Source organism: Dactylosporangium sp. CS-033363, from assembly GCF_050942475.1.
Lineage (GTDB): Bacteria > Actinomycetota > Actinomycetes > Mycobacteriales > Micromonosporaceae > Dactylosporangium.
Genome location: NZ_CP192032.1, coordinates 653,977 through 680,149 on the forward strand (window position 1 = coordinate 653,977; position 26,173 = coordinate 680,149).

Genomic DNA, 26,173 nt, shown 5'->3' on the forward strand with positions numbered 1-26,173 from the left:
CTTAGGCGAACTATCGTGTGGTGCATGGCCGTCCCACCGGTTCCGATGCTCGCCTCGCCCGGCGTGCTGCCCGCCGGGCCGGGCTGGGCGTACGAGTTCAAATGGGACGGCATCCGCGCGATCGCGGTCGTCCAAGCGGGCGTGACCAGGCTCTACGCCCGCAGCGGGGCCGAGGTGACGGCCGCCTATCCGGAGCTCGCCCAGATCGGGCGCGGCCTCACCGACTCGGTGCTCGACGGCGAGGTGGTCGCCATGGACGAGGCCGGGCAGCCGTCGTTCCAGGTGCTCGCCGAGCGCATGCATGTGCGTGAACCGCACCGCGCGGCGCGGCTGGCCGCTGCGGTGCCGGTGACGTACCTCGTCTTCGATGCCCTGCGCGCGGAGGGCGAGGAGATCACCGGCGTGCCGTACCGCGGCCGGAGGGAACGCCTCGAAGCACTGCCGCTCGGCCCCCGCGCGATGGTCCCCCCGTCCTTCGACGACGGCCCGGCGACCGTGGCCGCGAGCGTCGAGAACCGGCTCGAGGGCGTGGTGGCGAAGCGGGCCGACTCGCTGTACCACCCGGGGATTCGCACTTCCGACTGGATCAAGGTCAAGCTGGAGGAGAGCGCCGAGTTCGTCGTCGGCGGCTGGCGGCCGGGCAAGCGCGCGCTGGGCGCCCTGCTGGTCGGCGTCCCGGCCGCGGGCGGGCTCGCCTATCGGGGCCGGGTCGGCGGCGGCATCTCCGGCGCGTCCGAGCGGGCGCTGCTGGCCGCGCTCGAGCCGTTGTCGACGAACGAAAACCCCTTTGGCGCAGCGGTACCCCGTGAGGACGCTCGCGGCGCCGTCTGGGTCCGCCCGCACCTGGTCGTCGAGGTCAAATTCAGCCACCGGACGCGCGACGGCCGGCTGCGTTTCCCGCGCTTTCTGCGCATCCGCCCGGACCTCACCGCCGAGGAGGTGCACGATGCCTGATCGAATGCGCGTCGAAGTGGACGGCCGGCAGCTCGAAATCTCCAATCTGGACAAGGTTTTGTACCCGCAGGCCGGATTCACGAAGGGCGAGGTGCTCGACTACTACACGCGCATCGCGCCGACCCTGCTGCCGTACCTGGAGGGCCGGCCGCTCACCCGCACCCGCTATCCGAACGGCGTCGAGGGCAACAGCTTCTTCGAGAAGAACGCGCCGGCGGGCACGCCCGATTGGGTCAGGACGGTACGGCTGCCGGTTCCTGGCTCTTCGAAAGGCCGCGAGCAGATCGACTTCATCGTGGTCGAGGAGATCGCCACCATGGTGTGGCTGGCCAACCTGGCGGCGCTGGAGCTGCACACGCCGCAGTGGCGCGTCGACGCCGAGGGCCGGAAACTCGACCCCGACCAGCTCGTCGTGGACCTGGATCCCGGCCCGCCGGCGGGCTTGCCGGAGTGTTACGAGGTCGCCCTGATCATGCGCGAACGCCTGTCCACTGATGGCCTTTCGTGCTGCGCGAAGACGTCGGGCAAAAAAGGAATGCAGCTGGTCGTACCGCTACCGGGCGACGAAACCGCCGACGAACTGAGCGCTTACGCAAAATCGATCGCCGAGGAACTCGCGCGCGCACACCCGAAACTGATCGTCGCGAAAATGGCGAAGCAGCTGCGGCCGGGGAAGGTCTTCATCGACTGGAGCCAGAACAACGCGTTCAAAACGACCATCGCGCCGTATTCGCTGCGGGCGGGTTCGGTGCCGACGGTCAGCGCGCCGCTGACGTGGGACGAGGTGGAGGCGGGGGAGCTGACGGCGGTCGATTTGAGCCCTTCGGCCGTGCTGGAACGGGTCGAGTCGCTCGGCGATCTGTTGCAGTTGTGATCCGATAAGTCGGGCGCTGGCGCGCCGCGACTTATCGGATATTTCGTATCTGCCCGATTCGGCCGCTTCTTAGCGCAGCGCGTTGATCAGGCGATCGATGTGCTCCGCTGTGGTGCCGATTCCGATGCTGGCCCGGATCGCCTGGTTGGCGCCGGGCTCACAGGATGCTTCGCTCCTCGCGCTCGCCGATCGCGCGGTCGCTTGTCCGACGGCCGGCTTGCGCGTGGAAGGGGTCGCGCAATCGGCGTCTGGCGCGTGCGTGGCGCGGCTTTCGGCTTCGGCCAGCAGGCGGCGGGTCAGCGGGTGGGCGCAGAACAGGCCGGTGCGCACCCCGATGCCGTGGTCGCGGCCCAGGGTGGCGGCCAGTTCGGCCGGGTCGCGGCCGGCCACCGTGAAGGAGACGATGCCGACCCGCTCGGCGTCGGCCGGGAACAGGCACAGCTCCTCGACGTGCGGCAAGGCGGCCAGGCCGGTGCGCAGGCGGTGCAGCAGGGCCTGCTCGGTCGCGGCCAGGTCGCGGTGCTGCAGGGCGCGCAGGGCGGTGGCGAGGGCGACGGCGCCGAGCAGGTTCGGGGTGCCGGCCTCGTGGCGGGCCGGGCCGGTCGCCCAGCGGGTGGCGCCGTCGTCGGGGACGTGGGCGCTGGCGCCGCCGCCGGCGAGGTACGGTTCGGCGGCGTCCAGCCAGTCGGCCCGCCCCGCGAGGACGCCCGCGCCGAACGGCGCGTAGAGCTTGTGGCCGGAGAACGCGATGTAGTCGGCGTCCAGCTCGGCGAGGCGGCCCGGCGCGTGCGGGGCCAGCTGCGCGGCGTCCACGGCGATGCGGGCGCCGAAGCGGTGGGCGACCTCGGCGAGGCGCCGGACCGGCCACACCTCCCCGGTCACGTTGCTGGCCGCGGTGATGCTGACGAGGACGTTCGCGTTCTGTCGACGGTACAGCCAAAGCTCCAAAGCCCCGACCGCCTCCTCCGCCGACCGTGGCGCGGGCAGGCGCACCGCGTCGCGCCAGGGCAGAAGATTGGCGTGGTGCTCGGCGTCGAACGTGACGACCGTGGTGCCCTCGGGGACCGCCCGCGCGAGCAGGTTGAGCGCGTCCGTGGTGTTGCGCGTGAAGATCACCGTGTCGCCGGCGCCGCGGCCGAGGACGTCGGCGACGGTCTCGCGGGCCTGCTCGTACTCGCGGGTGCAGCGCTCGGACAGCGCGCCCGCACCACGGTGGACGCTGCCGTAGTAGGGCAGCAGCTCGGCGACGGCATCGGCCACGACCCGCAGGCACGGCGCGGTGGCGGCGATGTCGAGGTTGGCGAAGTCGACGGACCGGCCGTCGGACAGCTTGACGTCGCCGGGCGTGAGGATTTCAGACACGGGTGCACCCCAATCGTTCGCGCTTGCTCGGCACACCGCGTGCCGGGCCGTGTCATCACCCGGGGCACCCCGCCGCGAACGCGAGGGTTGCCGGCCAGCAAGCCGGGGCTGTGCGCTGGCACTCATGACCTGTCCCGACGGTACCGCGGATAGAGTTGCCCCATGAGCGAACTCCCGCCGAGTGGGACGCCGTCCTCGCCCGAGCCGGCTTCCGGGCCGCCCGCCGCGCCATCCTCGGATGCGGGGCCCTGGGCTTCCCCGAGCGCGCCGTCGCCGGGGTGGGGTTCGCCCGATCCGAGCTGGGGATCACCCGCTCAGCCGCCTGCTTCGAGTCCTTCCTCCGCGCCGCCGCAGCCTTCCTCGGCACCGCCGGCTTGGGGCACGCAGCCGGCCTCCGCGCCGCCGGGGCCTGCCTCCGCGCCGCCGCAGCCGTCGTCGGCACCGCCCGCTTGGGGCACGCAGCCGCCCGGACCCGCCTCCGCGCCGCCGCAGCCTTCCTCGGCGCCGCCCGCTTGGGGCACGCAGCCGCCCGGACCCGCCTCCGCGCCGCCGCAGCCTTCTTCGGCACCGCCCGCTTGGGGCACGCAGCCGCCCGGACCCGCCTCCGCGCCGCCCTCGTGGGAAGCGCAGCCCGCCTCCGCGCCGCCCGCTTGGGAGGCACAGCCCGCCTCTGCGCCGCCCGCGCCTGGTTCCGGGTGGGGCGCTCAGCCCAATGCCGCGCCGCCCGGTCCCGCGGCGGCGCCGCCCGGCCACGGTTGGGGCGCCCCGAGCGCACAGCCCGCGCCGCCGTCGCCCGGGCACGTCCCGCCGCCACCTGGTCATGCCACGCCGCCGCCACCTGGGTACGCCGTCACGCCGCCTCCGCCCGGTTACCCCGCCGCGCCGCAGCCCGGGCAGGTCGCGCCTCCGCCCGGTTACCCCGCCGCGCCGCAGCCCGGGCAGGTCGTGCCGCCGCCTGGTTACGGTGCCGCGCCGCCGCCGGGGCAGGTCACGCCGTCGCCTGGTTACGGTGCCGCGCCGCCGCCGGGGCAGGTCACGCCGTCGCCTGGTTACGGTGCCGCGCCGCCGCCGGGGCAGGTCGCGCCGCCGCCTGGGTATGCCGCTGGGCCGCCGTCCGGGCAGGGTCCCGCGGGGCCTGAGGCGGGTGGGTCGGAGTGGGCGCGGCCCGTGATGGGGCAGGGTGCGCCGGGGCAGGGGGCGGTGGCGCCGGTGGTGCCGGCTTCGGCGGTACCAAATGTGACTGAAGCCGCCGAACCCCAAACCGGCCAGCAGCAATATCCGACGGCGGCGCTCGCCCTGGCTGCCGCGCCCCCCGCGCGGAGGTCGGATCGGCGGCGGCTCTGGACGCTCATCGGCGTCATGGGGTTCATCGCGGCCTGCGGCGTGGCCGTGCTCGCGTTCTTCGGGTTCAACGGGGGCTGGACCGCCCTCGTCGTCGGCGTCGCCTCCGCGATCATCCCGGTGCCGGTGCTGGTCTCCTGCTTCCTGTGGCTGGACCGGTACGAGCCGGAGCCGGTGAAGTACCTGGTCTTCGTCTTCGGCTGGGGCGCGTTCGTGGCCACCGGCGTCGCCCTGGTCGTCAACACCGCCGGGTCGTACTTCGCCGAGAAGGCCGGGTTCTCCGATGCGCTGGTCGCCGTGCTCGTGGCGCCGCTCATCGAGGAGAGCATGAAGGCGCTCGGGCCGGTGCTGCTGTTCTGGCGGCGGCCCCGCGCGTTCTCCGGGATCATCGACGGCATTGTCTACTGTGGACTGTCGGCGACCGGGTTCGCGATGGTGGAGAACATCCTGTACCTCGGGTTCAAGGGGTACGGGGAGACGGCCGACAAGTCCGGGCCCGTCACCGGGGCGGCCGCGCTGGTCGGGATCTTCATCGTTCGGATCCTGATGACCGGGTTCGCGCATCCGCTGTTCACCTCGATGACCGGCATCGGGCTGGGCTTCGCGTCGCGCTCGTCGGCCAAGGCGGTGCGGTGGCTCGCGCCGATCGCCGGGCTGCTGGTCGCCATGATGCTGCACGGATCGTGGAACCTGATGTCGGTGACCGCCTCGACCAGCGCCTGGGTCCTCCTGTACGGCTACTTCGCCGTCATGATGCCGATCTTCCTCTGCATGGTCGGGTTCGCGCTGTGGCTGCGGGCCAACGAGGGCAAGCTGACGGAGCGGGTGCTCGGGGAGTACGCGCGCGCCGGATGGTTCTCGCCGCCCGAGGTCGCCGCGCTGGGCACGCTCGGGCGCCGGCTCTCGGCGCGCCGCTGGGCCAAGCGCGTGGCCGGGGACGCGGGCGCCAAGGCGATGCGGGCGTTCCAGTTCGACGCGACCCGCCTGGCGCTCCTGCGCGACGGGCTGCACCGCGGGCTGGACAAGGAGCCCAACCGGCGGATGGAGGCGCTCGCCGAAGAGCGACAACTGCTGACCGCCCTCGACGCGTACCGTCAAGTCTTCGTCGGCCGCGACCCGCAATCGCCGCGCGCGGTGTGGGACGGCGCCCGGTACCACATCACGTTCCCGGACGGCGTGGTCCGCGTGCTGGACGCCCCGCCGACGCCGGTGGTCCCGGTGCCGGTCTCCCTGGCCCCGCCGCCCCCGCCGATGTTTGCCGCGCCGTACTACAGGTAGAACGCGCCGAGCCCGGCACGACGCCGCGCCGGGCTCAGACGGAAGCGCGCGCCCGGCCCGACCCGCGCAGGGCCCAGGGCGATGCTCTTACAGGTAGAGGCCCGTCGAGTCCGGTTCGACCCGGCGGGCCGCGACCGCGTGGACGTCGCGCTCGCGGAGCAGCACATAGTCGCGGCCCTGCAGCTCGACCTCGGAGCGCTCCTCGGGATCGAACAGCACCCGGTCGCCGGAGACGATGGAGCGCACGTTGGGCCCGACGCCGACCGCGGTCGCCCACGACAGGCGCTTGCCGACCGACGCGGTCGCCGGGATGACGATGCCGGAGATGTGTCGGCGCTCGCCCTCGGCGCCCTCGAGCCGGACGAGCACCCGGTCGTGCAGGAGGCGGATCGGCAAGGCCTCGGTGGGTGGATTGCCGGGTAGATCGCCGGTGGACGCCTGGTAACCACCGGCGGGTTGTGCTGTCACGCTTGCGACGCTACCGCTTCGGTGCGTGCCAACGTCGCGCGACCCGGTCTACCGTGGGGAGTCACCGTCGCGGCGTTGGGGCGTTTGGGGAGGTACTTCACGTGGGCCGGTTCGACAAGGTGCGCGCAAATCTGCGCCGGGCCTACGTTCAGCGCCTGGCCGCGGCTCAGGCCGAGCGCGAGCTCGCCGCCGCGGAACCCGAGCCGGAGCCGGTCGAGCCGGTCCGCCATCTCGATCATGCGACCACGACAAGCCGGGACGACGCCGAGGTACCGCACGGTCTCCGCGTCGCCACCGCCTGGTCCTGGCGCCTGCTGATCCTGATCGCGGCGGCCGCCGTGCTGCTGTGGCTCATCAGCCGGCTCAAGACCGTACTCATCCCGCTCAGCATCGCCCTGCTGCTCTCGGCCCTGCTCGCGCCCGTGATGGGGGTCCTGAGCCGGCGCGTGAAGCTGCCCCCGTCGCTGGCCGCGTTCGTCGTGCTGATCATGGGTCTGGGCGCCGTCGCCGGCGTGCTCACCCTGGTCATCAGCGAGTTCGTGGCGGGCTTCCCGGCGCTGGCCGAGAAGGCCTCGATCGGCGTGCAGCAGATCCAGGAGTGGCTGACCACCGGCCCGCTGCACCTCAGCGGCCGCCAGCTGGACGCCACCTTCGACGCCGCCACCACCTGGCTCAACGACAACCGCGGCAGCCTGACCGACAGCGCCGTGAACACGGCCACGGCCACGGTCGAGTTCCTGGCCCTGATGCTGCTGATCCTGTTCGTCACCTTCTTCTTCATGCGCGACGGCAAGCGCATCTGGCACTTCGTCACGGGCATCCTGCCCACTCCGGCCCGCGACCCGATCCGCCGCGCGGGCGAGGCGGCGTGGCGCACCCTGGTCGCGTACGTCCGGGCCACCGTCCTCGTCGCCTTCATCGACGCCCTCGGCATCGGCCTGCTGCTGTTCTTCCTCAACGTGGACTTCTGGTTCCCGCTGGGCACCCTGGTCTTCCTGGGCGCCTTCGTACCGATCGTGGGCGCGACCGTCTCCGGCGCCGTCGCCGTGCTGGTCGCCCTGGTCGACGAGGGCCCGATCACCGCCCTGGTGGTCCTGATCGGCGTGATCGCGGTCCAGCAGCTGGAGGGCCACGTGCTGCAGCCCCTGATCATGGGCCGCGCCGTCTCGGTCCACCCACTGGCCGTGATCGTGGCGATCGCGACCGGCGTGGTCCTGGCCGGCATCATCGGCGCCCTGGTGGCGGTCCCGCTGGTCGCCGTGCTGAACACCGGCATCCGCCACCTGGTCCAGCACCGCAGCGAACCCCCACCGGACGCCGTGATCGTGTCATCCGAGTAGCCGGGTCAGTCGGAGAGGCGCACCCGTACGCGACGGTTGGCCTTGCCCTTGGACTCGACCTTGACGACCTGCAGGCGGCCGATCTGCGCCGTCGAGGCGACATGCGTGCCGCCGTCCGCCTGGGTGTCCAGGCCGATGATGTCGACGATGCGGATTTCCTGTTCCTCGGCCGGGATCAGGTTGGACTGGGTGCGGATGATGTCCGGCAGGGCCAGGGCCTCGTCGCGGCCCAGGACCTTCGTCACCACCTTGCGGTCGGCGACCACCTCGGCGTTGACGAGCTCCTCGAGGCGGGCCTTGAAGTCCGGCGGTACCTCCGGCAGGTTGAAGTCCATCCGCGCCTCCGCCGGTTCCATGGAGCCGCCGGTGACCAGGGCGCCGAAGTCGCGGAAGACGACCCCGCACAGGACGTGCAGGCCCGAGTGGGTGCGCATGAGCTTCGTGCGGCGATCGTCCTCGACGGCGCCGGTTACCTCGGTGTCCACCGGGGGCAGCGGATCGCCCTCGGCGGGCAGGAGGTACAGGTCGTCGGCCTTGCGGGTGCCGGCGATCCGCGTCTGGACGCCCTGCCAGAGCAGGACGCCGTGGTCCGGGGGCTGGCCGCCCCCGCCCGGGTAGAACGCCGAACGATCCAGCACGATCCCGTCCTCGGCCGACGCGTGCAGGACCTTGGCGGTCCACTCGCGAAGCGTCGGGTCGGCGAGGTCGAGCCGGTACGTGCGGCCGTGATGTGTGACACCCATGAAAGCCGACTATATGCGGCAGGTCGGCCCGGCCCAGCACTGCGAAGTAGTCATGCAATACAGAATCCGTCGACCCCGGGTTTGATACGCGTCAGAGGCTCAGCCATTCGGTCACTACCGGCGACCCGTTCGACGGCGCGAAGTACAAGCGGAACAGGCCGGTGGGCAGCGGGCGCAGGGTGAACCAGCCCAGCGCGTCGACCTCGGCCGCGCTCGGCGCGCCGCGGTGGGGCGTGAGCTCGATGCGGCCCGGGGCCGGGGGAGCGACCTGGCCGACGAGCGCCTCCTCGGTCGCCTCGACCTCGATGGTGAGCTCGCCGGCGACGAAGGTGAACACCCGGGAGGCGCCGCGCACCGCGGCCTTCTCCGGTTCGGTCAGGGTGGCCAGTTCCGCGTCGACCGTGCGCCAGGTGAAGGCCGAACGGCCGGTGGCCAGGAACGACTCGGGCACCGCGGCGGCCGAACGCACCGCCTCCCCGAGGGAGTCCAGCAGGTGATCGTCCGAGAAAGCGGTCATCCGGCCACCTCCGTGAGCAGCGGGACCAGCGCGGGGTCGCGGCGCAGGCGGTCCAGGCAGCGCTGGCGGTTGGGGCCGATGGCGCCGACGGCGATCGCGAGCTCGGCGCTGATCTGCGCGTACGGCGTCGGCGGATCCGCGAACAGCAGCGCCAGCAGGCGCCGGCAGCGCTCGGGCAGCTCGGCGAACGCGGCGCGCAGGGCGATCGCGCGCTCCTCGACGAGCAGCCAGTCCTCGTCGGTGGCGCCGGGTTCCGGGCCGTCGAGAAAGTCCACGACGCTGACCCGCTGCCGGGCCCGCAGCACCCGCAGGCACTCGTTGCGCGCGGTGGTGGCGATCCAGCCGGGCAGCGCGGCCGGCTCGCGGATGGTGGCGAGGCGCTCGACCAGCCGCAGCCAGACGGCGGCTCCGGCGTCCTCGATGTCGGCGTCCTGCAGGCGGTACCGGCGGCAGATCCCATGCACCAGCGGCGCATAGCGGGCCACGAGCGCGTCCCAGGCGGTCTGGTCGCCGCCGCGCGCTCGATCGACCAGCGCCACCAGCGTCGGGTCGTCGCGCATGACGTCCATCATCCATGCCATAGCCCACTACGGAGTCGCGACCGCGCCGCACTGATACACCCCGAATCAGGCGGCCGGTAGCTCCACGACGTGGTCGCGCAGGTCCGGCCGCGAATCAGGCGTTCAGGAACTCCGAGATCCGGTTGCGCAGGTCGGCCCGCTGGGTCCAGAGGATGCCGGGCCGGTCGTAGAGGTGCAGCTCGGCGCCCGGGATGGCCGCCGCGAGCTGCTCGGCCACCGCGGCCGGGTGCAGGTCGTCGCCGCGGCAGCCGATCACCAGGCACTCGGCGGTGACCGCGGCCAGACCGGCCCGGTCGTCGAGGGCGGCCTGCTCGGGCAGGCTGGCCAGGCCGGTGCCCAGGCCGTCGCGCATGAGCTGGTCGAGGCGCTGGCGCAGGAACGCCCACACCGGCGGCGAGTTGCGCAGCTGGGCCGGGATCTCCTGGGAGATCACGTCGGCCACCGCGGCCGCGTCGCCCGCCTCGATCGCCTCCAGCAGGGCGCTCAGCCGCTCCTGGGCGGCCGCCGGGCGCGGGGCGTCGAGCACGGCGGGCAGGAAGAACACGGCGCGCTCGAAGCGGCCGGGGTTGTCGGCGAGCAGCCGCGTCAGGGCCCCGGCGCCCATGCTGACGCCGAGCGCCCGGGTCGCGCCGGCCAGGTCGGCGATCGCGCGAAGGTCACGGGCCAGGTCGACGTACGTCCACGTGCCCCCCGGAGCCGCCGACTGCCCGTGCCCGCGGAACTGGAAGAAGACCTTCCGGCCGCGCACGGCGCTGCCCAGCGGCCGGGTCTCGGCGATGCCGCTGCCGAGGCCGTGGGCGAACACCGTGACGGGGTCGCCCTCGCCGGTGACCAGCTGCTCCAGCTCGACGCCGTGCGGCGTGGCGACCAGCTCGGTCGGCGGGGAGGGGAGCGTCGGCCGGCCGGTCTGCGGTCCCCGGGTCACGGGCGGCCGGAACCGGTCGGGGCGCCCGTCCGGCGGGGGCGGCCAGCGGAAGTCCATCACCAGGAGCCGTGGCCGTCGACCGCGTCACGCAGCGCGGGGCGGATGTCGAGCAGGTACACCGCGAAGATCCCGCACGCGATGAGCGGGAAGATGCCGAGGTAGCCCAGCCCGAGGTTGGGCGAGATCGCGGTGAGCAGCTCGCCGCCGCCGATCAGGGCGAGCCAGATGGACTTGGACATGGTGCCGATCGCCGGGAAGGCGTCGGTGCGCTGCACCACGCAGTGCAGGAAGGCGGCGGCCCCCAGCACCAGGCAGAAGATCCACACAACGATGGAGATGTAGTTCTCGACCTGGGCGTAGAAGATCGGGACGGCACTCACCATGCAACGAGCTTATGCCGAAGCCCTCCGGCCCGTGTACGACGGTGCCGGAGGGCTCCGGAATAAACCTTGTTACTTCTTGGGAGCGACCTTCTTGGCCGCCGTCTTCTTCGCGGGCTGGGCGGCGGCGGGCTGCGCGGCGGCGGGCTCCTCGGTGGTGGTCGCCACCTCGGCGGTCACGGCCTTGTTCGCCGGCTCCAGCTCGACCCGGGCCTCGGCGGTCCGCGCGGTGGTCACGACCTTCTCGCCGCGGGCGACCAGGCCGGTGTAGACGGCCAGGGCGCGGTCCTGCGCGACCTGGGCGCCCTGCTGGGCGCTGGCCAGGAAGCTGGCGGCGTTGCGCCAGGCCACGCCGCGCAGGCGGTTGAGGTCGCTGCGCAGGTTGGCGTCGGTGCCGGCCGGGCGCAGGTCGCCGACCCGGGCGCGCAGCTGGGCGACCTGCTCGGGCAGCTTGCGCAGCTGCTCGTAGGCGAGGTCGCCGGCGCCGGCGGCGGCGTAGAGCGGCGTGGGGATCTTGCGAGTGGTGGTCTTGGTGGTGGTTTCGGTGGTCACTGCGACTCCTCGTGGGAACGTGTGGGCTCGGCGTCGGGCGCGCGCTCGACCTGCGCGCCATGCGTGTTCGCGCCATCGGCTTCGGCGTCGGCCGAGTCCGAGGTGTTCCGCGCGTTCTCCCGGCGGAACGTTTCGTAGATCTGGGTGAGCGACTGCTTCTGGGCCACGGTGAGATCACTGTCCGCGGCGATCGCGGCCAGCACGTCGTGCCCCTCGCGCTCCAGCAGCCCGGCCCGCAGGTACATCAGCGGGGTCGACACCCGCAGCGCGCCCGCCAGCTGGGCCAGCACCTCGGCGCTGGGTTTGCGCAGGCCACGCTCGATCTGACTCAGGTACGGGTTGCTCACTCCGGCCTGCTCGGCGAGCTGGCGGAGCGAGATACGCGCGTTGCGGCGCAGGTCACGGATGAACCCACCCAGGTCGCGCGGCTCTTCGGTCACGCTTACAGACGGTAGCGCGAGGTGCTAGCTGGTTGCAAGCAAAGTGCTAACTCCGGCTAGCGTGAACCGGGTCACCACACCGAGCGAACCACGCCCACCTCGCGCCCGCCGCCCAAAACCGGAACCCGGCCCGGAAGGTTCACCCCGAGGCGCGCGAACGCCGACGCGAGCACCGGGAGGCGGGCCCGCATGCCACCGTCGTCGATCTTCAGCGCCACCGCGCCGACGCCGGGGACCGCGGCCGCCGCCACGCCCTCGGCCCCGCCCTTGAGCAGCAGGCCCGGCACCGCGCGCATGAGCCGCGTGTCGTCGTCACCGGCGTCGTCGCCGGAGACCAGCACGGGGTACCGCCGCATCGCATCCGCCACCGCGCGCTCCTGCGTGCCCTCGGGCGCGTGCACCAGGCGCAGGAACGACCCCGCCAGTCCGCGCAGCGAGAACGCGAGCACCGGCGCGCCGCAGCCGTCGACGCCGGTCCCGCGGATGGGCTCGCCGGCCAGCTCGGCGACGGTCGCGGTCAGCCGCTCCTGCAGCGGATGGGCCGGGTCGAGATAGGTCTCCAGCGGCCACCCGTTGGCCCGCGCGGTCCGCAGCATCCCGGCGTGCTTGCCGGAGCAGTTCATGAACACCCGCTCGCGGCCGTGCCCGGCGCGCACCACGGCGTCGCGGGCGTCCTCGGACAGCGGGAAATCGGGCGGGCACCGCAGGTCGTCCACGGTCAGCCCGGTCCGGTCCAGAAGAGCCTGAACCGCCGTCACGTGTACCGCCTGACCTCGGTGACTCGCCGCCACCAGCGCGAGGTCGGGGCCGTCCACGTCGAGCCCGGCGCGCAGCATCCCGACCGCCTGCAGCGGCTTGGAGGACGAACGCGGGAACACCGCCCCGAGCACGTCCCCGGCCCAGGCCGCGACCTCGCCGTCGGCGCCGAGCACGACGACCGACCCGTGGTGCCGGCTCTCCACGAACTCGTTGCGCACGACTTCGGCCAGCGGTTCGCCGCCGGCGTACAGGTCAGACACGGGCGATCCCGAGCAGGTCACGGGCCTGGTCGGCGCTCATCGGCGGGCGCTGGGCGAGCCGGGCGAAGCCGCTGGCCCGGGCCACGAGCTGGGCGTTGCTCTCGACCGGCTGCCCCTTCGCGTACGTCACCGTGTCCTCCAGCCCGACCCGCAGGTGACCGCCGGCGGCGAGCGAGGCCAGCAGCACGGGCAGCGAGGAGCGGCCGATGCCGGTGGCCGAGAAGGTGGTACCGGCGGGCAGGTCCTTGATCGCCGCCTCGCACGCGGCGACCGCGGCGACGGTGCCGGGCATCCCGCCGGGCACGCCCATGACCAGGTCGACGTGCACGTGCCCGCCTGCGGGCAGGCCGTGCTTGTCGAGCAGCCGGGCCAGGGTGGTGAGCTGGCCCAGGTCGAAGATCTCGTACTCGGGGACGATGCCGCGCTCCTGCATGCGCAGGTGCAGCTCGACGATGAACTCCCAGCGGTTGAGGAACACGTCGTCGCCGAAGTTGACGGTGCCCATGGTGCAGGAGGCCATGTCGGGCCGGGCGTCGAGCACCCGCAGCCGGTCGGCCTCGGGGTCGGTCACCGCGCCGCCGGTCGAGAGCTGCACGATCAGGCCGGTCGACTCGCGCAGCGCGGCCACCGCGTCGGTGAGCCGGCCCGGGTCCAGCGTCGGCTCCGCCTTGTCGTCGCGGAGGTGGACGTGGATCACACTCGCCCCGACCGCCTCGCAGTCCCGTGCCGTCGTCACCAGTTCGTCCAGCGTCACGGGCAGCGCCGGCACGTCCGTTTTGCGGTTTTCCGCGCCGGTCGGGGCCACCGTGATCAACGTCGTCGTCATCACGGTGCCGAGTTTTCCACGATGCGGGACCCGACCACGACTCCGGGTCGATCGCGGCCGTCGCCGGGCCGGACCGCGCCGATCCACGGAGGCGAAGCCCGCAGCGGTGGGGCCCGCAGCGGTGGGGCCGCGTCACGGCGCGGACGGTCCGGGCGGTCGAGGCGGCCGGTGGGCCCCGTTACGACTCCGGGTCGATCCGGGCGGTGGACGGGCCCACGCGCAGTGCCGAATCGGGGGTGAGGTTCTGCTTCACGACGGCCAGCGCGACCATGCCCAGCTCGTAGTGGCGCACCGCGGTACCGATGAAGCCGACCGGCCGCTCGCCGCCCTCCAGCAGCACCGGGGTGTGCCGGGCGGGGAGCTCGTCGGTGGCGATCCCGTCGAGGTGGAGCAGGGCGAGCTTGCGCGGCGGCCGGCCCAGGTGGTGCACCCGGGCGATCGTCTCCTGGCCGCGGTAGCAGCCCTTCTCCAGGTGTACGGCGGGCGCGGTCCAGCCGACCTCGGACGGCAGCGTCTTGTGGTCGGTCTCGAACCCGGCCCGCGGGCGGCGGGCGGCGACCCGCATGGCCTCGAACGCCCAGATGCCGGCGAGCGGCAGCCCGAGATCCTCGGCCACGGTCGGCACGAGCTGGCGGGGGACGAGGAGGTCGGCACCGTACGGCATCCGGCGCACCCAACCGCCGTAGGAAAGGCGTTCCACGGCGTAGACGGCGGTCGGGCGGGGCGGCACCGAGCCGGTGGCGAACTTCGCGTCCGGCACCGCGAGCAGGTCCGGCGGCAGCATGGGCCCGACGCCGAGCGAGATCAGGACCTCGTCCGTCTGCGGCCCGACCACCGAGAGCAGGGCCCAGTCCTCGGTGACCTCGGCCGGCTCGACCCGCATGAGGAACCGCATGCGCTCAAGGAACTGCAGCAGCCCGGGCGCGTCGGCGGTGTCGAGCCAGGTGGCCGCGCCGTCGTCGGTGAGCACGGCGTGGTGCTCGACGTGCCCGTGCGGCGAGAGCACCAGCAGCTCGGAGCCGGTCATCGGGGCCAGGTCGGTGAGGTGCTGGGTGGTGAGGCTGTGCAGCCAGCCCAGCCGGTCGGCGCCGGGCACGGCCAGGACGCCAGTGTGCGAGCGGTCGACCAGGCCGGCGGCCGTGTCGAGGGTGCGCTGCTCCTTGGCCGGTTCGCCGTAGTGCGCGACGGCGCCGGCATCGGGGTCGGTGGGATCGAGGGCGGCGACGGGGATGGCGCTCAGCATGGTGCTCCCTTGCTCGTACCGCAGTCGCCGCACACGCCGAAGAGCGCCACGTGCCCGATGTCCAGGCGGAAGCCGCGCGACTCGAGCAGCTCGCCGGCCAGCTGGTCCAGGGCCGCGGACGGCAGCTCGCGAACCGAGCCGCAGTCCCGGCACACCAGGTGGGCGTGCTGATGCTCGTCGACCGCGTGGTACGTGGGCGCGCCGTGCGACAGGTGCGCGTGCGTGATCAGCTCGAGCTCCTCGAGGAGTTCGAGCGTGCGGTACACGGTGGTGATGTTGACCCCGGCCGCCTTCCCCGCCACCTCGGCGTGGATCTGGTCGGGCGTGGCGTGGCGCAGCAGGTAGACGGCCTCGAGCACGAGCTGCCGCGGCGCGGTCAGCCGTAGCCCGCGCGACCGAAGCAGTTCCGCGAGGTCCACAGCTCCCAATCTATCCCGCGACCCGCTCCAGCCGAGCGGACAGGTGGACCTGGAGCGGCTGCCCGACGGCGGCCATGTCGAAGGTGTACAGCAGCGCGCCGTCGACGATGCCGTAGAGCCGCTGGCCGCCGCGCACCTCCTTGGCCGTGCCGGTGCGCCCGACGCCGTCCGTGGCCATCTGCCACTGGGTGGTGGTGCGGGCGACGCCGGTGTACAGCTCCACGATCCCGGTCGGCGCGCTCGTGATCACCTCGAGCTCGTCGGTCGCCTTGCCCTCGCCGTCGAGCACCGGCCGCCACCAGCCGACCTCGCGCTGCGCGGGCCGGATCGGGTTGGCGTCCTCGTCGATGAGCCACGCCCGCGACTCGTAGAACAGGAACGGCCGCCCGTCATGGCTGAACCGGACCTCCTGGCCGTAGTGGAAGCCCTCGATCGTCGGATAGTCGCCCTGGCCGCGGCCGCGCCACACCCCGACGAGCGGCAGCAGCCCGAGCAGCGCCGGGTGCAGGTCCGGCCCCTGACGCAGGTCGTGCGTCTCCTCGTACGGATACTCGCCGACCTGCGCGAGCCCCGCCCACGGCGGCTGATCGTCCGTCACCAACGCCCCCTCGACACCCGAACCGCGAGATAGATCAGCCCACCGGCCAGCGCACCCATGCCGGCGACCAGCAGGCTCACGAACCCGATCTCCGTAACCATCACCGGAATCCTATGCTGCGGAGCATGGCCCGTTCTCTCGTCGTCAAGGCAACCGCCGGATCTGACGCCCCGGAGCGCTGCTCCCAGGCCTTCACCGTGGCCGCGACCGCCGTCGCCGGCGGCGTGCCGACCTCACTGTGGCTCACCGGCGAGTCGGCGTGGTTCGCCGTGCCCGGGCGCGCCGCCGAGTTCGAACTCCCGCATGCGGCGCCGCTGCCTGACCTGCTGGAGGCCGTCCTGGCCGGCGGCTCGGTCACGGTCTGCACCCAGTGCGCGGCGCGCCGGAACATCGGCCCGGACGACGTCCTACCGGGCATCCGCATCGCCGGGGCGGCCGCCTTCGTCGAGGAGGCCTTGGCGGAAGGCGCTCAGGCGTTGGTCTACTGAAAACGATATGTCGGGCGCTGGCGCGCCGCGACATATCGGACATATCAGCATTTAGCAGCCCGCGGTTGAGCTCACGATCAACTTGTCGCCGTCTCGGCGGAGCGTGACGCCGGCTGAGCCTGCGCGGTACGCGAAAAGTTTCTCGGTGTCCAGGACGACCGCCGAGGCCGGAACCGTGGCCCGCGCGGCCTGGCCGTCGCTGGTGACGACCGCCTCCACGGTCCACAGGGCGCCGCACGCCGGGCTGGTCAGGCGGTGCGTGCTCCACTCCGCCGACGGCTTGCCCAGGGTGTCGAGGACGGCCTGGACGGGGGCGCGGTTGGCGTTCTGGGACTGCGGCGTGGCCTCGGTGACCGCCGCGTCCTGGATCCGGCAGCCCGTGTCGGCCGTGAAGCGCAGGACGCCCTTGTCGGTCACGGTGCCGCGGACCGCCACGAAGTTGCCGGCGTCGGCGCTGAGGATGTCGGTGGTGCCGCTGTGGGCCACCTCCGCCCCGTACTCCTTGGGCAGCGCGGCCCGCACGCGGTCCAGGGTGGCGGCCTCGGCGTCCTGCTTGACGTACACGAGGAGGTCGCGGTTGAAGCGGGTGCCCTCGCGGGCCGTGGTCACCCGGCAGCTCGCCTCCGTGCGCCGGTACCCGCCGAGCGCGGCGACCGAGCCGGCCGGGTCCAGGGCGGCGTAGATGCGTCCGAGCGCCGTGTCCACCGTCGGCAGCGCGTCGGCGATCGTGGTCTGGTCGCGGGCGGTGGGCGGGTCGCTGGAGTACGAGTACAGGGCGAGCCCGGCGATGACCACGGCCCAGGCGACCAGTCCGGCGATGATCCAGCGACGCTTCACGGCGGTCATCCTCGCAGCCACATAGTGAGACGCCGCCCGCCGGGCCTCAGCCCGGCGAGCGGCGTCACGTCACGAAGCGTCAGCCGACGGTGACGGCAACCTCAAGAGATCGCCGACGGTGACGGCGATCTCAAGGAGAAAGGCGTCAGCCGACGGTGACGGCAACCTCGTTCAGGCCGCGGTTGGCGGCGAGGGTGGCGTCGCCGTTGCCCTGGCGGGACAGGGCGCGCAGCGTCCAGGTCCCCGGGGCGGCGAAGAAGCGGAACTGCCCGGCCGGCGAGGTGACGACCTCGGCCGTGAACTCGCCGGTGGAGTCGAGCAGGCGCACGTAGGCGCCGCCGACCGGCTCGGACCCGGAGCGGACGACCCCGGTGATGACGGTCTCCTTCTCCACGTCGACGCTCGCGGGCAGGGGAGCGCTCTGGTCGGGCGCGGCGCAGCTGTCGGTGCTCATGTCAGTCCCTCTTTCCTCAGGCCTGGCCGGGCTCGTCGCCCAGCGCCACCGGCACGCCGACCAGCGAGCCGTACTCGGTCCACGAACCGTCGTAGTTGCGCACGTCGCCGTGGCCCAGGATCTCCTTGAGCACGAACCAGCTGTGCGAGGAGCGCTCGCCGATGCGGCAGTACGCGATGGTCGGCTTGCTCTCGTCCAGGCCGGCCTCGCCGTAGATCTTGCGCAGGTCGTCGTCGGACTTGAAGGTGCCGTCCTCGTTCGCGGCCTTGCTCCACGGCACCGAGATCGCGGTCGGGATGTGGCCCGGGCGCTGCGCCTGCTCCTGCGGGAGGTGCGCCGGGGCGAGGAGGCGGCCGGCGTACTCGTCGGGGGAGCGGACGTCGACCAGGTTGTACGAGCCGATGGCCTTGACCGCGTCATCGCGGAAGGCGCGGATCGACAGGTCCTGGTCGTGCACGGCGCTGTAGGTGGTGGCCGGGCGGTCGACCTCGTCCTTGCTCAGCGGGCGCCCGTCGAGCTCCCACTTCTTGCGGCCGCCGTCGAGCAGCTTGACGTCGCCGTGGCCGTAGAGCTTGAAGTACCAGTACGCGTAGGCCGCGAACCAGTTGTTGTTGCCGCCGTAGAGCACGACGTGGTCGTCGTTGCCGATGCCCTTGCTGGACAGCAGGGCCTCGAACTGCTGCTTGTTGACGAAGTCCCGGCGGACCTGGTCCTGCAGCTCGGTCTTCCAGTTGATCCGGACGGCGCCGGGGATGTGCCCGCCGTCGTACGCGGTGGTGTCCTCGTCGACCTCGACGAACACGACGCCGGGGGTCTCGAGGTTCTGCTCGGCCCAGTCGGCCGTGACCAGGGCGGATTCGCGACTCATGGGTGTTCTCTCTCCCAGGATTGAGTTGGGCACGCGGGCATGGAGCCACGCGCGACCCAGGGGGACGGATCACGGTTTCGACGATGAGTCCGCAAAGGAGCCCGGCGGGCCAGACTCATCGGTCTGGGGCGCCGCTGCCTCGAGCCGTCAGAAGAGCACGCTGCAGGGCCGCACCACTAGGGGCGGCAACACAGGCACGTGGCCACGCGGCACAGGTCGACCGCGCGCCTTTTCGTGAGCAGCATGCTCATAGTCCGGCAGCCTAGCATTGCCGAGCGTGCCCGCCCAGGGTCCGCCGCGTCACTGATCCGTGAGCTTGACGTCGGCGGCCGAGGCCGTGACCTGCAGCCCCGCGTCGGTCGTCTGCACCGAGTTGACCACGAGGTTGTAGGGAAGGCCGGGCAGCTTGACCGACACCTGCAGTTTGCTCTGGTACTGCTTGATCAGCGAATTGACCTGGGAAGGCAGATTGCCGCGGTCGGTCGTGACCGACTCGAGCTTCAGCCGCACCTTGCCCGTCTCCACGACCATCGCGCCCTTGGCGATGAGCGTCAGGCTGAATCCCTGGAACGACAGCGGCACCCGCATCTCGATCTTGTTGTCCACGACCTTCAGGTCGACGTTGGACGGGTCGATCGAGGACGGCAGCCCGGCCACCTCGAGCAGCGGCCGCACGTTCTCCCACGACATCGTCGCGTTGCCGGCCACGACCCCGGCGACCACGTCGCCCTTGCCGTTCATGAGGTCCCGGGCATCGGCCTTGACCGAGCGCGCCTCGACCGTGAGGGTGTCCAGCTTGACGTTGTTGACCTGCGGCTTCGTCAGCGAGATGGTGATCTTCTTGTACTCGCCGGCAAGCACCTGGGTCAGGAACGGGAACCCGGTGATGGTCACGTCGGGCTCGCCCTCGTACTGCACGTTGTTGGCCGCGAGCTGCGACTTCGTCTCCTGCGTGATCCGGTCGTCGGCCGCGCTGGCCGCGATCCGGTCCACCACGACGAACACCCCGACCAGGATGATCGCCAGGACGACCAGCACGATGCCGATCTTGGCCCCTCGCCTTGCCGCCACTGACACTCCCTCCGACCGTGGTTCGTCAACCGTTCGTACCCACGAACGAGTTTTTCTTACCGTCGCAAGTGTGGGGCCGAAAGGCCGCCGCAAGTGTGGGCCGAAGGTCTACAGGAGCAGGAGCGTGGCGGCCACGTAGGCGGCGGGCGCGGCGAAGGCGATCGCGCCGATCGGGCCCTGGATGTGCCTGGCCAGCCATAACGCGGGTTCGTCCCCGTCGATGATGCGGCTCGCCTCGGCGTAGCCGACCGAGAGGTCGACCATGACCGCCACGATCGCGGTGGCCAGGCCGGCCAGGGCGCTCGGCAGCGGGTCGAGCCCGTCCAGGTAGTTGCCGATGGCGCCGGCGGCCGCCGTGCCGACCATGGTGCCCAGGACGACGCCGGCGCCGCCGCGGGGGACCTGCGGGGCGATGCGGGGCAGGGCGGCGATCGAGTCGGCGAAGCGGGCGATGAACAGGGCGATCCCGGCGGCGGCGAGGCAGGCCACGATCGCCTGGGTGCCCTTGGGGCTGCGGCCCAGGACGATCAGGCTGGCGAAGGAGACCACGCCCAGGGTCACCACCAGCGAGGAGCCCAGGGACTCGGTGACCCGCTGGCGGCCGGCCGGGCGGGTGAGCTGGCCGACCACGCCGATGATGAAGCCGGCCGCGGTGACGTAGGCCAGCGGGGCCAGGGACGCGGGGCGGGTGAAGACGGCCGCCGCGTCGGTGCCCAGGGCGACCGCGATGCCCACGGTGCCGACGACCTTCGGGGCCGGCGGGCGGCTCGCGATGGTCCAGACGGCGACGAAGAGGGCCTGGACGCCGAACACGACCACGGCGTAGGACTCGTGGCGGGTCTGTGCGCCGACGATCAGCGCGATGGCGACCAGCGCGGCGAAGCCCGCCACGCCCAGCGAGATCCAGCGGCGCACGGGCGGCTGGGGCGGCGGCTGCTCCTCGGAGGCGTCGTCGCCCGGCCGGGGGTCACCGTCCGAGGGGCCCGCGTCGCGGCGACGGCGACGGGCGGCCGGCTCGGTGGCGTCGGGCCAGGCGCCGAAGTCCTCGGTGGGCGGCGGGGATGCGGGCACGCAACGATGGTGCCAGAGAGCGGGCGTTCCGGCCGCGCCGGGGACGGGCGAGCCTGGAGCGGTGCTCGCAGCCGGTCCGGGCCATAGGGCCGTACAACACCCGAAAGTGCGCCCGAAACGGGCTCAACACGAATGTGAAATACACTAGAAACGCAGGTCACGCGGGCCATACCACGTTGCCGGAAATGATGGGGTGTGGCTCACCCGACTGTCTCGAAGTGCGGTTCGACCGGTCGCAAAACGTGAATACTCCGATATTCTCGTTCGGGACAAGCCACATACCTCCCGTCAGTGCTGCCGGGACGCTAGCGAGCCCACAGCGCCCCTCCTCGCGGGAGGCGCCGCGGCCACGGAGGTGACTCGTGGAGATTCTGCTGCTGACCGCGGCACCCGCGGGCCAGGTGGTCCTGCCGGGACTCGACCTGCTGCCCCACACGGTGCGCACCGCCCCGCGCGATGTCCGCACGCTGGTGAGCGGGCCGAGCCCTGACGCCGTCATCGTCGACGCCCGCACGGAGCTCGCCGATGCCCGCGCCACCTGCCGGATGCTGCACGCCACCGGGCTGGGTGTCCCGCTGCTGGCCGTGGTCACCGAGGCCGGGCTGGTCGCGCTGCACGCCGACTGGGGCCTGGACGACGTCATCCTGGCCACCGCCGGGCCGGCCGAGATCGAGGCCCGCCTGCGCCTGGCCGTCGGGCGGCTCAACTCGGCCGCGGCGGCGAGCGGCGGGATGATCAAGGCGGGCGAGCTGACCATCGACCCGGACACGTACGCCGCCAAGCTCAAGGGCCGCCCGCTCGACCTCACGTACAAGGAGTTCGAGCTGCTGAAGTTCCTCGCCCAGCACCCGGGCCGGGTGTTCACCCGCGACCAGCTGCTGCGCGAGGTCTGGGGCTACGACTACTTCGGCGGCACCCGCACCGTGGACGTCCACGTCCGGCGGCTGCGGGCCAAGCTCGGCTCCGAGTACGAGTCGATGATCGGCACGGTCCGCCAGGTCGGCTACAAGTTCGTGGTCCCGCCGTCGCGGCCGCTCCACGACTCGGAGCCGGTCCGGGTCTGAAGATCCCCGCTAGATTGATCGAATGAGCACAGAGGTCCAGCGCGCCGATCGACTTTCTCCGGACCAGGTCGAGCAGGTGCTCGCGCTCATGCGGGCGGCCGGCGACACCGATGGCGCCCTGCCGCTGTCCGAGCACGTCGTGCTGCATTTGCGGCACGGGGGCGAGGCACCGGCAGTACACCTGCTGGCTTGGAACGACGAGACGATCGTCGGCTATGCGCACGTCGACACCACCGACGCCGTCGAGGGGGCCTCGGCCGAGCTGGTCGTGCACCCGTTGCACCGGCGGCACGGACTCGGGCGCGCGCTGGTCACGGCGGCGATGGAGGTCGCCGACGAGCGGGCCGACGGGCGGCTGCGGCTGTGGGCGCACGGTGATCACCCGTCGGCGTCCGCGCTGGCCATCCGGCTCGGCTTCGCCCGGGTGCGGGTGTTGTTGCAGCTCCGGCGCTCGCTGTTCGCCCCGCTCGACGAGATCCGGCTTCCCGCGGGTGTACGCCTACGTGCCTTCGAGCCCGGCCGGGACGACGAGGCCTGGCTGGCCGTCAACTCGGCCGCCTTCGCCGAGCACCCCGAGCAGGGGAAGTGGACGCTCGAGGACCTGCACGTGCGGCTGCGCGAGCCGTGGTTCGAGGCGGCGGGGTTCATCCTGGCGACCGACGAGCACGACGATCGGTTGCTCGGCTTCCACTGGACCAAGGTCCACGGAGAGACGCATGTTCACCCCCACGACACCAGCGAACCTCATGCACACGAGCCGATCGGTGAGGTGTACGTTCTCGGGGTCGCACCCGACGCGCACAGCGGCGGGCTCGGCCGGGCGCTGACCCTGGCCGGCCTGCACCACCTGCGCAACCGGGGCCTGGCCCAGGTGATGCTGTACGTGGACGAGAGCAACACGCGGGCCGTGGCGCTGTACCAGAAGCTCGGGTTCGTCCGCTGGTCGAACGACGTTTCGTTCCAGCGCGCCCTGTGACCTGACGCTCTGTAACAGTGATCACTCGGCCAAAACGGACACCACGCATCACTGCTGGGCAGTTCACCCAATGGCCAACTCGCCTCCGACCAGGCGTCATCTGCGGAGAGTGACCTGTTCACCCCGCGTTCACCCTTCTCCAGAGGGGTGGTTACCTGCCCCTCTTAGCGTCGCTGTCAGTCGACGAACTGCGTCGGCCTTCCGACATCCTCCCCAGGCATCGGAAGTCGGATTACTCCCGACGAAGGGACCGCAGTGAACTTCAAGCGGCACGGCCTCATCGCCGGCATCGCGCTCACCGCGACGCTCGCGCTCGCCGCGTGCGGCTCGGACAACAACGACCCCGCGACCTCGGCTACGAACGGCGCCTCCGGTGGCACCGGCGGCAGCACCGTCGAGTGCGCGAGTGGCACCCTTACTTCGCAGGGCTCGAGCGCTCAGGGCAACGCCATGGCCGAGTGGGCCAAGGCCTACCAGCAGAAGTGCTCGGGCGCCCAGGTGAACTACCAGGCGACCGCCTCCGGTGCGGGCATCACCGCGTTCCAGGGCGGCACGGCCGACTTCGCCGGTTCTGACTCCTCGCTGAAGTCGGGCGACGAGCAGACCAAGGCCAACGCCCGCTGCGGCGGCGCCCCGGCGCTCAACCTGCCGATGGTGACCGGTCCGATCGCGATCGCCTACAACCTCGACGGCGTCAAGGACCTCCAGCTCAAGCCGGAGACCATCGCCAAGATCTTCGCCGGTACCGTCACCAAGTGGGACGACGCCGCGATCAAGGCGGACAACCCGTCGGCCACCCTGCCGTCGACCGCGATCCTCGCGGTGCACCGCGGTGACTCCTCCGGCACCACGGAGAACTTCACCAACTACCTGACCCAGACCGCGCCGAGCGTGTGGACCTTCGGCAAGGACAAGGTCTGGAAGGCGCCGGGCGGCTCGGGCGAGCAGAAGTCCGACGGTGTGGCCGCGGCCCTCAAGAAGACGGCCGGCGCCATCGGCTACGTCGAGTGGTCGTTCGCCAAGACCAACGCCCTCGCGACCGCCAAGGTCTACAACGGCGCGGGCGAGTACACCGCCCTGACCGGTGAGGCCGCGGGCAAGACCATCGCGGGCGCCAAGGTCACCGGCACCGGTGACGACCTGGCCATGACGATCGACTACTCCACCAAGGAGGCCGGGGCCTACCCGATCGTCCTGGTGACCTACGAGATCGTCTGCAGCAAGGGCAACCAGGCCGACAAGCTCGCGCTCCTCAAGGGCTTCCTCGGCTTCACCTCGAGCGCCGACGGCCAGACCCAGCTCGACAAGCTGGGCTACGCCCCGCTGCCCGAGTCGGTCCGCGCCAAGGTCGCTGCCTCCGTCAAGAACCTGGCCTGACAGGAAGTCTCGTTGAGCCAGACGACTCAGCCCGCCACCTCCGTCGGTTCGCCCGACGGAGGTGGCGGTCTTCCGCCGCGCAAGCGGTTCAGCGGTGACATCATTTTCCGCGGAACCGCCACGGCCGCCGGCTCGATGGTGCTCGTCATCATCGCGGCCATCGCCATCTTCCTGCTCGTCAAGGCGATCCCGGCCATCAGCAAGGACACCGAGAACTTCCTGACCTACAAGGACTGGTTCACCGACGGCGACCAGCCGAAGTTCGGTGTCGCCGCGACCGCCTTCGGGACGGTGCTCACCGCCGTGCTCGCGCTGCTCATGGCCGTTCCGGTGGCCCTGGGCATCGCGCTGTGCCTGTCGCACTACGCACACCGGCGGGTCGCGACGGCGCTGAGCTTCGTCATCGACCTGCTCGCGGCGGTGCCGAGCGTCGTGTTCGGTCTGTGGGGCCGGGACTACTTCTACGAGCCCATCTCCAACTTCTCCGCCTGGCTGCACGACGTGGCGGGCTGGCTGCCGATCTTCGGCAGCGAGGGCCCCTACGGCAAGTCCGTGCTGCTGGGTTCGGTCGTGCTGGGCATCATGATCCTGCCGATCGTGACCTCGCTGTCCCGTGAGGTGTTCCTCCAGACGCCTCCGGAGAACCAGGAGGCCGCGCTCGCGCTCGGCTCGACCAAGTGGGAAATGATCCGCACCGCGGTCATCCCCTACGGCCGCGCCGGCATCATCGCCTCGGTCATGCTCGGCCTCGGCCGCGCGCTGGGCGAGACGATCGCGCTCGCCCTGACCCTCGGCAGCGTCTTCGCCGTGAACTTCGACCTGCTGGGCCCCGGCGGCGTCACCATCGCCTCCAACATCGCCAGCCGGTTCGGCGAGGCCAACGAGTTCGGCCGCAGCGCGCTCATCGCGTCCGGTCTGGTGCTGTTCGCCATCACGCTCGTCGTCAACATGGCCGCTCGCGCGATCGTGTACCGGCGTCGTGAGTTCGTGGGAGGCAGTGCGTAATGGCCGTCGAGACCCCCGTTCGCAGCCTGGGCGTGCAGGACGCGTCCCAGCTGCGGACCAAGACGCTGCCGTCGTGGTCGCCGTACGTGGTCGTCGTCGTGGCGATCGTGCTGTCGTACGTGCTGATCAAGCTCACCGGCGCGGGTGGCTGGGTGCTCACCGGCGTCGTCGCCGCGGTGCTGTTCGTGCTCCTCATGGGAGTCGCGGCGACCGTGGTCGAGGGCGGCCGGTCGGCGCGCAACCGCATGGCGAGCATCATGATCTACGGGGCGTTCATCCTCGCCCTGCTGCCGCTGCTCTCGGTGGTCTACACCCTGCTCGACAAGGGCAGCGACCGCCTCGACGGCAACTTCTTCAACACGTCGATGAACAACATCGGCCCGTTCGACGAGCAGGGCGGCGCGTACCACGCCATCATCGGCACGATCGAGCAGGCGGGCATCGCCACGCTGATCACCGTGCCGCTGGGCATCCTGGGCGCCATCTACATCGTCGAGTACGGCCGGGGCTGGTTCGCCAACCTCATCCGCTTCTTCGTCGACGTCATGACCGGTATCCCCTCGATCGTCGCCGGTCTGTTCATCCTGTCGTTCTGGGTGTTCACGATCACGCCGCTGTACAGCTCGGACGGCTTCGCCCACTACTCGGGCTTCGCCGCCGGCCTGTCGCTCAGCGTGCTCATGCTGCCGACCGTCGTGCGGTCCGCCGAGGAGATGCTGCGGCTGGTGCCGACCGCGCTCCGTGAGGGCTCGTACGCGCTGGGCGTGCCGAAGTGGAAGACGATCACCAGCATCGTCCTCCCGACCGCTGGCCCCGGCATCGTGACCGGTGTCATGCTGGCTGTGGCCCGCGCGTGTGGTGAGACGGCTCCGGTGCTCCTCGTGGCCGGTGGCGCCTCCGCGATCAACTTCAACCTGTTCGACGGCAACCAGTCGTCGCTGTCGCTGTTCGTGTATCAGCAGGCCGGTGTCGCCTCGGAGTTCGCGCCTGGGCGGGCCTGGACGGCCGCTTTGACGCTGGTCGTCCTCGTTCTCGTCCTCACCGTTGCCGCGAAGCTGCTCGCCCGCCGCAACAAGCTCGCCCGATAATCACTGGAGCGCCA

The 26,173-nt window shown here is 71.8% G+C and carries 31 protein-coding genes and 1 riboswitch; of the genes, 10 read left to right on the forward strand and 21 right to left on the reverse strand.

Translation table 11 applies throughout. The features are described from left to right. Positions 1-24 precede the first annotated feature (24 nt). Positions 25-954, forward strand: coding sequence for a non-homologous end-joining DNA ligase (gene ligD / locus ACQPZ4_RS03050; RefSeq protein WP_433055750.1), 930 nt, complete (start codon positions 25-27; stop codon positions 952-954). Then, entirely contained in the window at positions 947-1,828 is an 882-nt protein-coding gene (gene ligD / locus ACQPZ4_RS03055; RefSeq protein ID WP_433055753.1) for a non-homologous end-joining DNA ligase, read from the forward strand. The genes ligD (ACQPZ4_RS03050) and ligD (ACQPZ4_RS03055) overlap by 8 nt, the downstream gene beginning before the upstream one ends. 69 nt (positions 1,829-1,897) lie before the next feature. Here the strand turns inward: ligD (ACQPZ4_RS03055) and ACQPZ4_RS03060 are convergent, their stop codons facing one another. Further along, a complete protein-coding gene (locus ACQPZ4_RS03060) occupies positions 1,898-3,181 on the reverse strand; it encodes an aminotransferase class V-fold PLP-dependent enzyme (protein ID WP_433066200.1) in 1,284 nt (427 codons plus the stop codon). Between the two features lie 23 nt (positions 3,182-3,204). Next, positions 3,205-3,320: riboswitch (SAM riboswitch) on the reverse strand. 1,106 nt (positions 3,321-4,426) lie between these two features. On the opposite strand from ACQPZ4_RS03060, the gene ACQPZ4_RS03065 reads away from it, so the two are divergent. Beyond that, positions 4,427-5,809: a PrsW family intramembrane metalloprotease gene (locus tag ACQPZ4_RS03065; protein WP_433055756.1), complete on the forward strand. Its 1,383-nt coding sequence runs from the start codon at positions 4,427-4,429 to the stop codon at positions 5,807-5,809. A gap of 87 nt (positions 5,810-5,896) precedes the next feature. Here ACQPZ4_RS03065 and ACQPZ4_RS03070 read toward each other — a convergent pair whose 3' ends face one another. Beyond that, the gene (locus ACQPZ4_RS03070) at positions 5,897-6,205 is read right to left on the reverse strand and encodes a GroES family chaperonin (RefSeq protein ID WP_433066203.1); all 309 of its coding nucleotides are present in this window, start codon (positions 6,203-6,205) and stop codon (positions 5,897-5,899) included. A gap of 173 nt (positions 6,206-6,378) precedes the next feature. Between ACQPZ4_RS03070 and ACQPZ4_RS03075 the strand changes: the two genes are divergently transcribed. Then, the gene (locus ACQPZ4_RS03075) at positions 6,379-7,617 is read left to right on the forward strand and encodes an AI-2E family transporter (protein WP_433055759.1); all 1,239 of its coding nucleotides are present in this window, start codon (positions 6,379-6,381) and stop codon (positions 7,615-7,617) included. A 5-nt stretch (positions 7,618-7,622) separates the two neighbouring features. Here ACQPZ4_RS03075 and ACQPZ4_RS03080 read toward each other — a convergent pair whose 3' ends face one another. The 13 genes from ACQPZ4_RS03080 to mtfM all read right to left on the reverse strand — a co-directional run bounded on the left by ACQPZ4_RS03080 (position 7,623) and on the right by mtfM (position 15,961). Next, positions 7,623-8,360 carry an alanyl-tRNA editing protein gene (locus ACQPZ4_RS03080; protein WP_433055762.1) on the reverse strand — a complete coding sequence of 246 codons (738 nt, stop codon included), beginning with the start codon at positions 8,358-8,360 and terminating at the stop codon, positions 7,623-7,625. A gap of 91 nt (positions 8,361-8,451) precedes the next feature. Next, positions 8,452-8,877 (reverse strand): hypothetical protein, encoded by a 426-nt coding sequence (locus tag ACQPZ4_RS03085; RefSeq protein ID WP_433055765.1) that lies wholly within the window; start codon positions 8,875-8,877, stop codon positions 8,452-8,454. Continuing rightward, entirely contained in the window at positions 8,874-9,437 is a 564-nt protein-coding gene (locus tag ACQPZ4_RS03090) for an RNA polymerase sigma factor (RefSeq protein ID WP_433055768.1), read from the reverse strand. The genes ACQPZ4_RS03085 and ACQPZ4_RS03090 overlap by 4 nt, the downstream gene beginning before the upstream one ends. Before the next feature lie 115 nt (positions 9,438-9,552). Then, positions 9,553-10,443, reverse strand: coding sequence for an alpha/beta fold hydrolase (locus ACQPZ4_RS03095; protein ID WP_433055771.1), 891 nt, complete (start codon positions 10,441-10,443; stop codon positions 9,553-9,555). Then, entirely contained in the window at positions 10,440-10,766 is a 327-nt protein-coding gene (locus ACQPZ4_RS03100) for a DUF2516 family protein (protein WP_433055774.1), read from the reverse strand. The genes ACQPZ4_RS03095 and ACQPZ4_RS03100 overlap by 4 nt, the downstream gene beginning before the upstream one ends. Positions 10,767-10,835: 69 nt before the next feature. Continuing rightward, positions 10,836-11,315, reverse strand: a complete 480-nt coding sequence (locus ACQPZ4_RS03105; protein ID WP_433055777.1) for a hypothetical protein — start codon at positions 11,313-11,315, stop codon at positions 10,836-10,838. Continuing rightward, positions 11,312-11,755: a helix-turn-helix domain-containing protein gene (locus tag ACQPZ4_RS03110; protein ID WP_433055780.1), complete on the reverse strand. Its 444-nt coding sequence runs from the start codon at positions 11,753-11,755 to the stop codon at positions 11,312-11,314. The genes ACQPZ4_RS03105 and ACQPZ4_RS03110 overlap by 4 nt, the downstream gene beginning before the upstream one ends. 71 nt (positions 11,756-11,826) lie before the next feature. Further along, entirely contained in the window at positions 11,827-12,774 is a 948-nt protein-coding gene (locus ACQPZ4_RS03115) for an asparaginase (protein WP_433055783.1), read from the reverse strand. Further along, positions 12,767-13,600, reverse strand: a complete 834-nt coding sequence (locus ACQPZ4_RS03120; RefSeq protein ID WP_433055786.1) for a 3-keto-5-aminohexanoate cleavage protein — start codon at positions 13,598-13,600, stop codon at positions 12,767-12,769. The genes ACQPZ4_RS03115 and ACQPZ4_RS03120 overlap by 8 nt, the downstream gene beginning before the upstream one ends. A gap of 178 nt (positions 13,601-13,778) precedes the next feature. Further along, positions 13,779-14,843: a YgfZ/GcvT domain-containing protein gene (locus ACQPZ4_RS03125; protein ID WP_433055789.1), complete on the reverse strand. Its 1,065-nt coding sequence runs from the start codon at positions 14,841-14,843 to the stop codon at positions 13,779-13,781. After that, positions 14,837-15,271 carry a Fur family transcriptional regulator gene (locus ACQPZ4_RS03130; protein WP_433055792.1) on the reverse strand — a complete coding sequence of 145 codons (435 nt, stop codon included), beginning with the start codon at positions 15,269-15,271 and terminating at the stop codon, positions 14,837-14,839. The genes ACQPZ4_RS03125 and ACQPZ4_RS03130 overlap by 7 nt, the downstream gene beginning before the upstream one ends. 1 nt (position 15,272) lies before the next feature. Continuing rightward, a complete protein-coding gene (locus tag ACQPZ4_RS03135; protein WP_433055795.1) occupies positions 15,273-15,860 on the reverse strand; it encodes an FABP family protein in 588 nt (195 codons plus the stop codon). Next, on the reverse strand, positions 15,857-15,961 hold the full coding sequence (gene mtfM, locus ACQPZ4_RS03140) for a small membrane protein MtfM (RefSeq protein ID WP_033363477.1): 105 nt from the start codon (positions 15,959-15,961) through the stop codon (positions 15,857-15,859). Before mtfM ends, ACQPZ4_RS03135 begins: the two co-directional genes overlap by 4 nt. A 12-nt stretch (positions 15,962-15,973) precedes the next feature. On the opposite strand from mtfM, the gene ACQPZ4_RS03145 reads away from it, so the two are divergent. Further along, positions 15,974-16,348, forward strand: a complete 375-nt coding sequence (locus tag ACQPZ4_RS03145) for a DsrE family protein (protein ID WP_433055799.1) — start codon at positions 15,974-15,976, stop codon at positions 16,346-16,348. 51 nt (positions 16,349-16,399) lie between these two features. Here ACQPZ4_RS03145 and ACQPZ4_RS03150 read toward each other — a convergent pair whose 3' ends face one another. From ACQPZ4_RS03150 to ACQPZ4_RS03175, 6 genes are all read right to left on the reverse strand, one after another. Continuing rightward, a complete protein-coding gene (locus tag ACQPZ4_RS03150) occupies positions 16,400-17,185 on the reverse strand; it encodes a hypothetical protein (protein ID WP_433055802.1) in 786 nt (261 codons plus the stop codon). A gap of 145 nt (positions 17,186-17,330) precedes the next feature. Continuing rightward, positions 17,331-17,639 (reverse strand): DUF1416 domain-containing protein, encoded by a 309-nt coding sequence (locus ACQPZ4_RS03155; protein ID WP_433055805.1) that lies wholly within the window; start codon positions 17,637-17,639, stop codon positions 17,331-17,333. A gap of 16 nt (positions 17,640-17,655) precedes the next feature. Further along, a complete protein-coding gene (locus ACQPZ4_RS03160; RefSeq protein ID WP_433055808.1) occupies positions 17,656-18,507 on the reverse strand; it encodes a sulfurtransferase in 852 nt (283 codons plus the stop codon). 176 nt (positions 18,508-18,683) lie between these two features. Next, positions 18,684-18,776: an Ms5788A family Cys-rich leader peptide gene (locus ACQPZ4_RS03165; RefSeq protein WP_390891029.1), complete on the reverse strand. Its 93-nt coding sequence runs from the start codon at positions 18,774-18,776 to the stop codon at positions 18,684-18,686. 31 nt (positions 18,777-18,807) lie between these two features. Next, the gene (locus ACQPZ4_RS03170; RefSeq protein ID WP_433055812.1) at positions 18,808-19,578 is read right to left on the reverse strand and encodes an LmeA family phospholipid-binding protein; all 771 of its coding nucleotides are present in this window, start codon (positions 19,576-19,578) and stop codon (positions 18,808-18,810) included. Positions 19,579-19,686: 108 nt separating this feature from the next. Further along, positions 19,687-20,649 (reverse strand): hypothetical protein, encoded by a 963-nt coding sequence (locus ACQPZ4_RS03175; protein WP_433055814.1) that lies wholly within the window; start codon positions 20,647-20,649, stop codon positions 19,687-19,689. Positions 20,650-21,011: 362 nt separating this feature from the next. Here ACQPZ4_RS03175 and ACQPZ4_RS03180 point away from each other — a divergent pair, with 362 nt between their 5' ends. The 5 genes from ACQPZ4_RS03180 (at position 21,012) to pstA (ending at position 26,159) form a co-directional block, all read left to right on the forward strand. After that, the gene (locus tag ACQPZ4_RS03180) at positions 21,012-21,713 is read left to right on the forward strand and encodes a winged helix-turn-helix transcriptional regulator (protein ID WP_433055817.1); all 702 of its coding nucleotides are present in this window, start codon (positions 21,012-21,014) and stop codon (positions 21,711-21,713) included. 22 nt (positions 21,714-21,735) lie between these two features. Further along, complete coding sequence (mshD, locus tag ACQPZ4_RS03185) at positions 21,736-22,689, forward strand: mycothiol synthase (protein ID WP_433055820.1); 954 nt, start codon at positions 21,736-21,738, stop codon at positions 22,687-22,689. A 255-nt stretch (positions 22,690-22,944) separates the two neighbouring features. After that, positions 22,945-24,066: a phosphate ABC transporter substrate-binding protein PstS gene (gene pstS / locus ACQPZ4_RS03190; protein ID WP_433055823.1), complete on the forward strand. Its 1,122-nt coding sequence runs from the start codon at positions 22,945-22,947 to the stop codon at positions 24,064-24,066. A 12-nt stretch (positions 24,067-24,078) separates the two neighbouring features. Further along, positions 24,079-25,071, forward strand: coding sequence for a phosphate ABC transporter permease subunit PstC (gene pstC, locus ACQPZ4_RS03195; protein WP_433055826.1), 993 nt, complete (start codon positions 24,079-24,081; stop codon positions 25,069-25,071). Beyond that, entirely contained in the window at positions 25,071-26,159 is a 1,089-nt protein-coding gene (pstA, locus tag ACQPZ4_RS03200; protein ID WP_433055829.1) for a phosphate ABC transporter permease PstA, read from the forward strand. The genes pstC and pstA overlap by 1 nt, the downstream gene beginning before the upstream one ends. Positions 26,160-26,173: the final 14 nt, after the last annotated feature.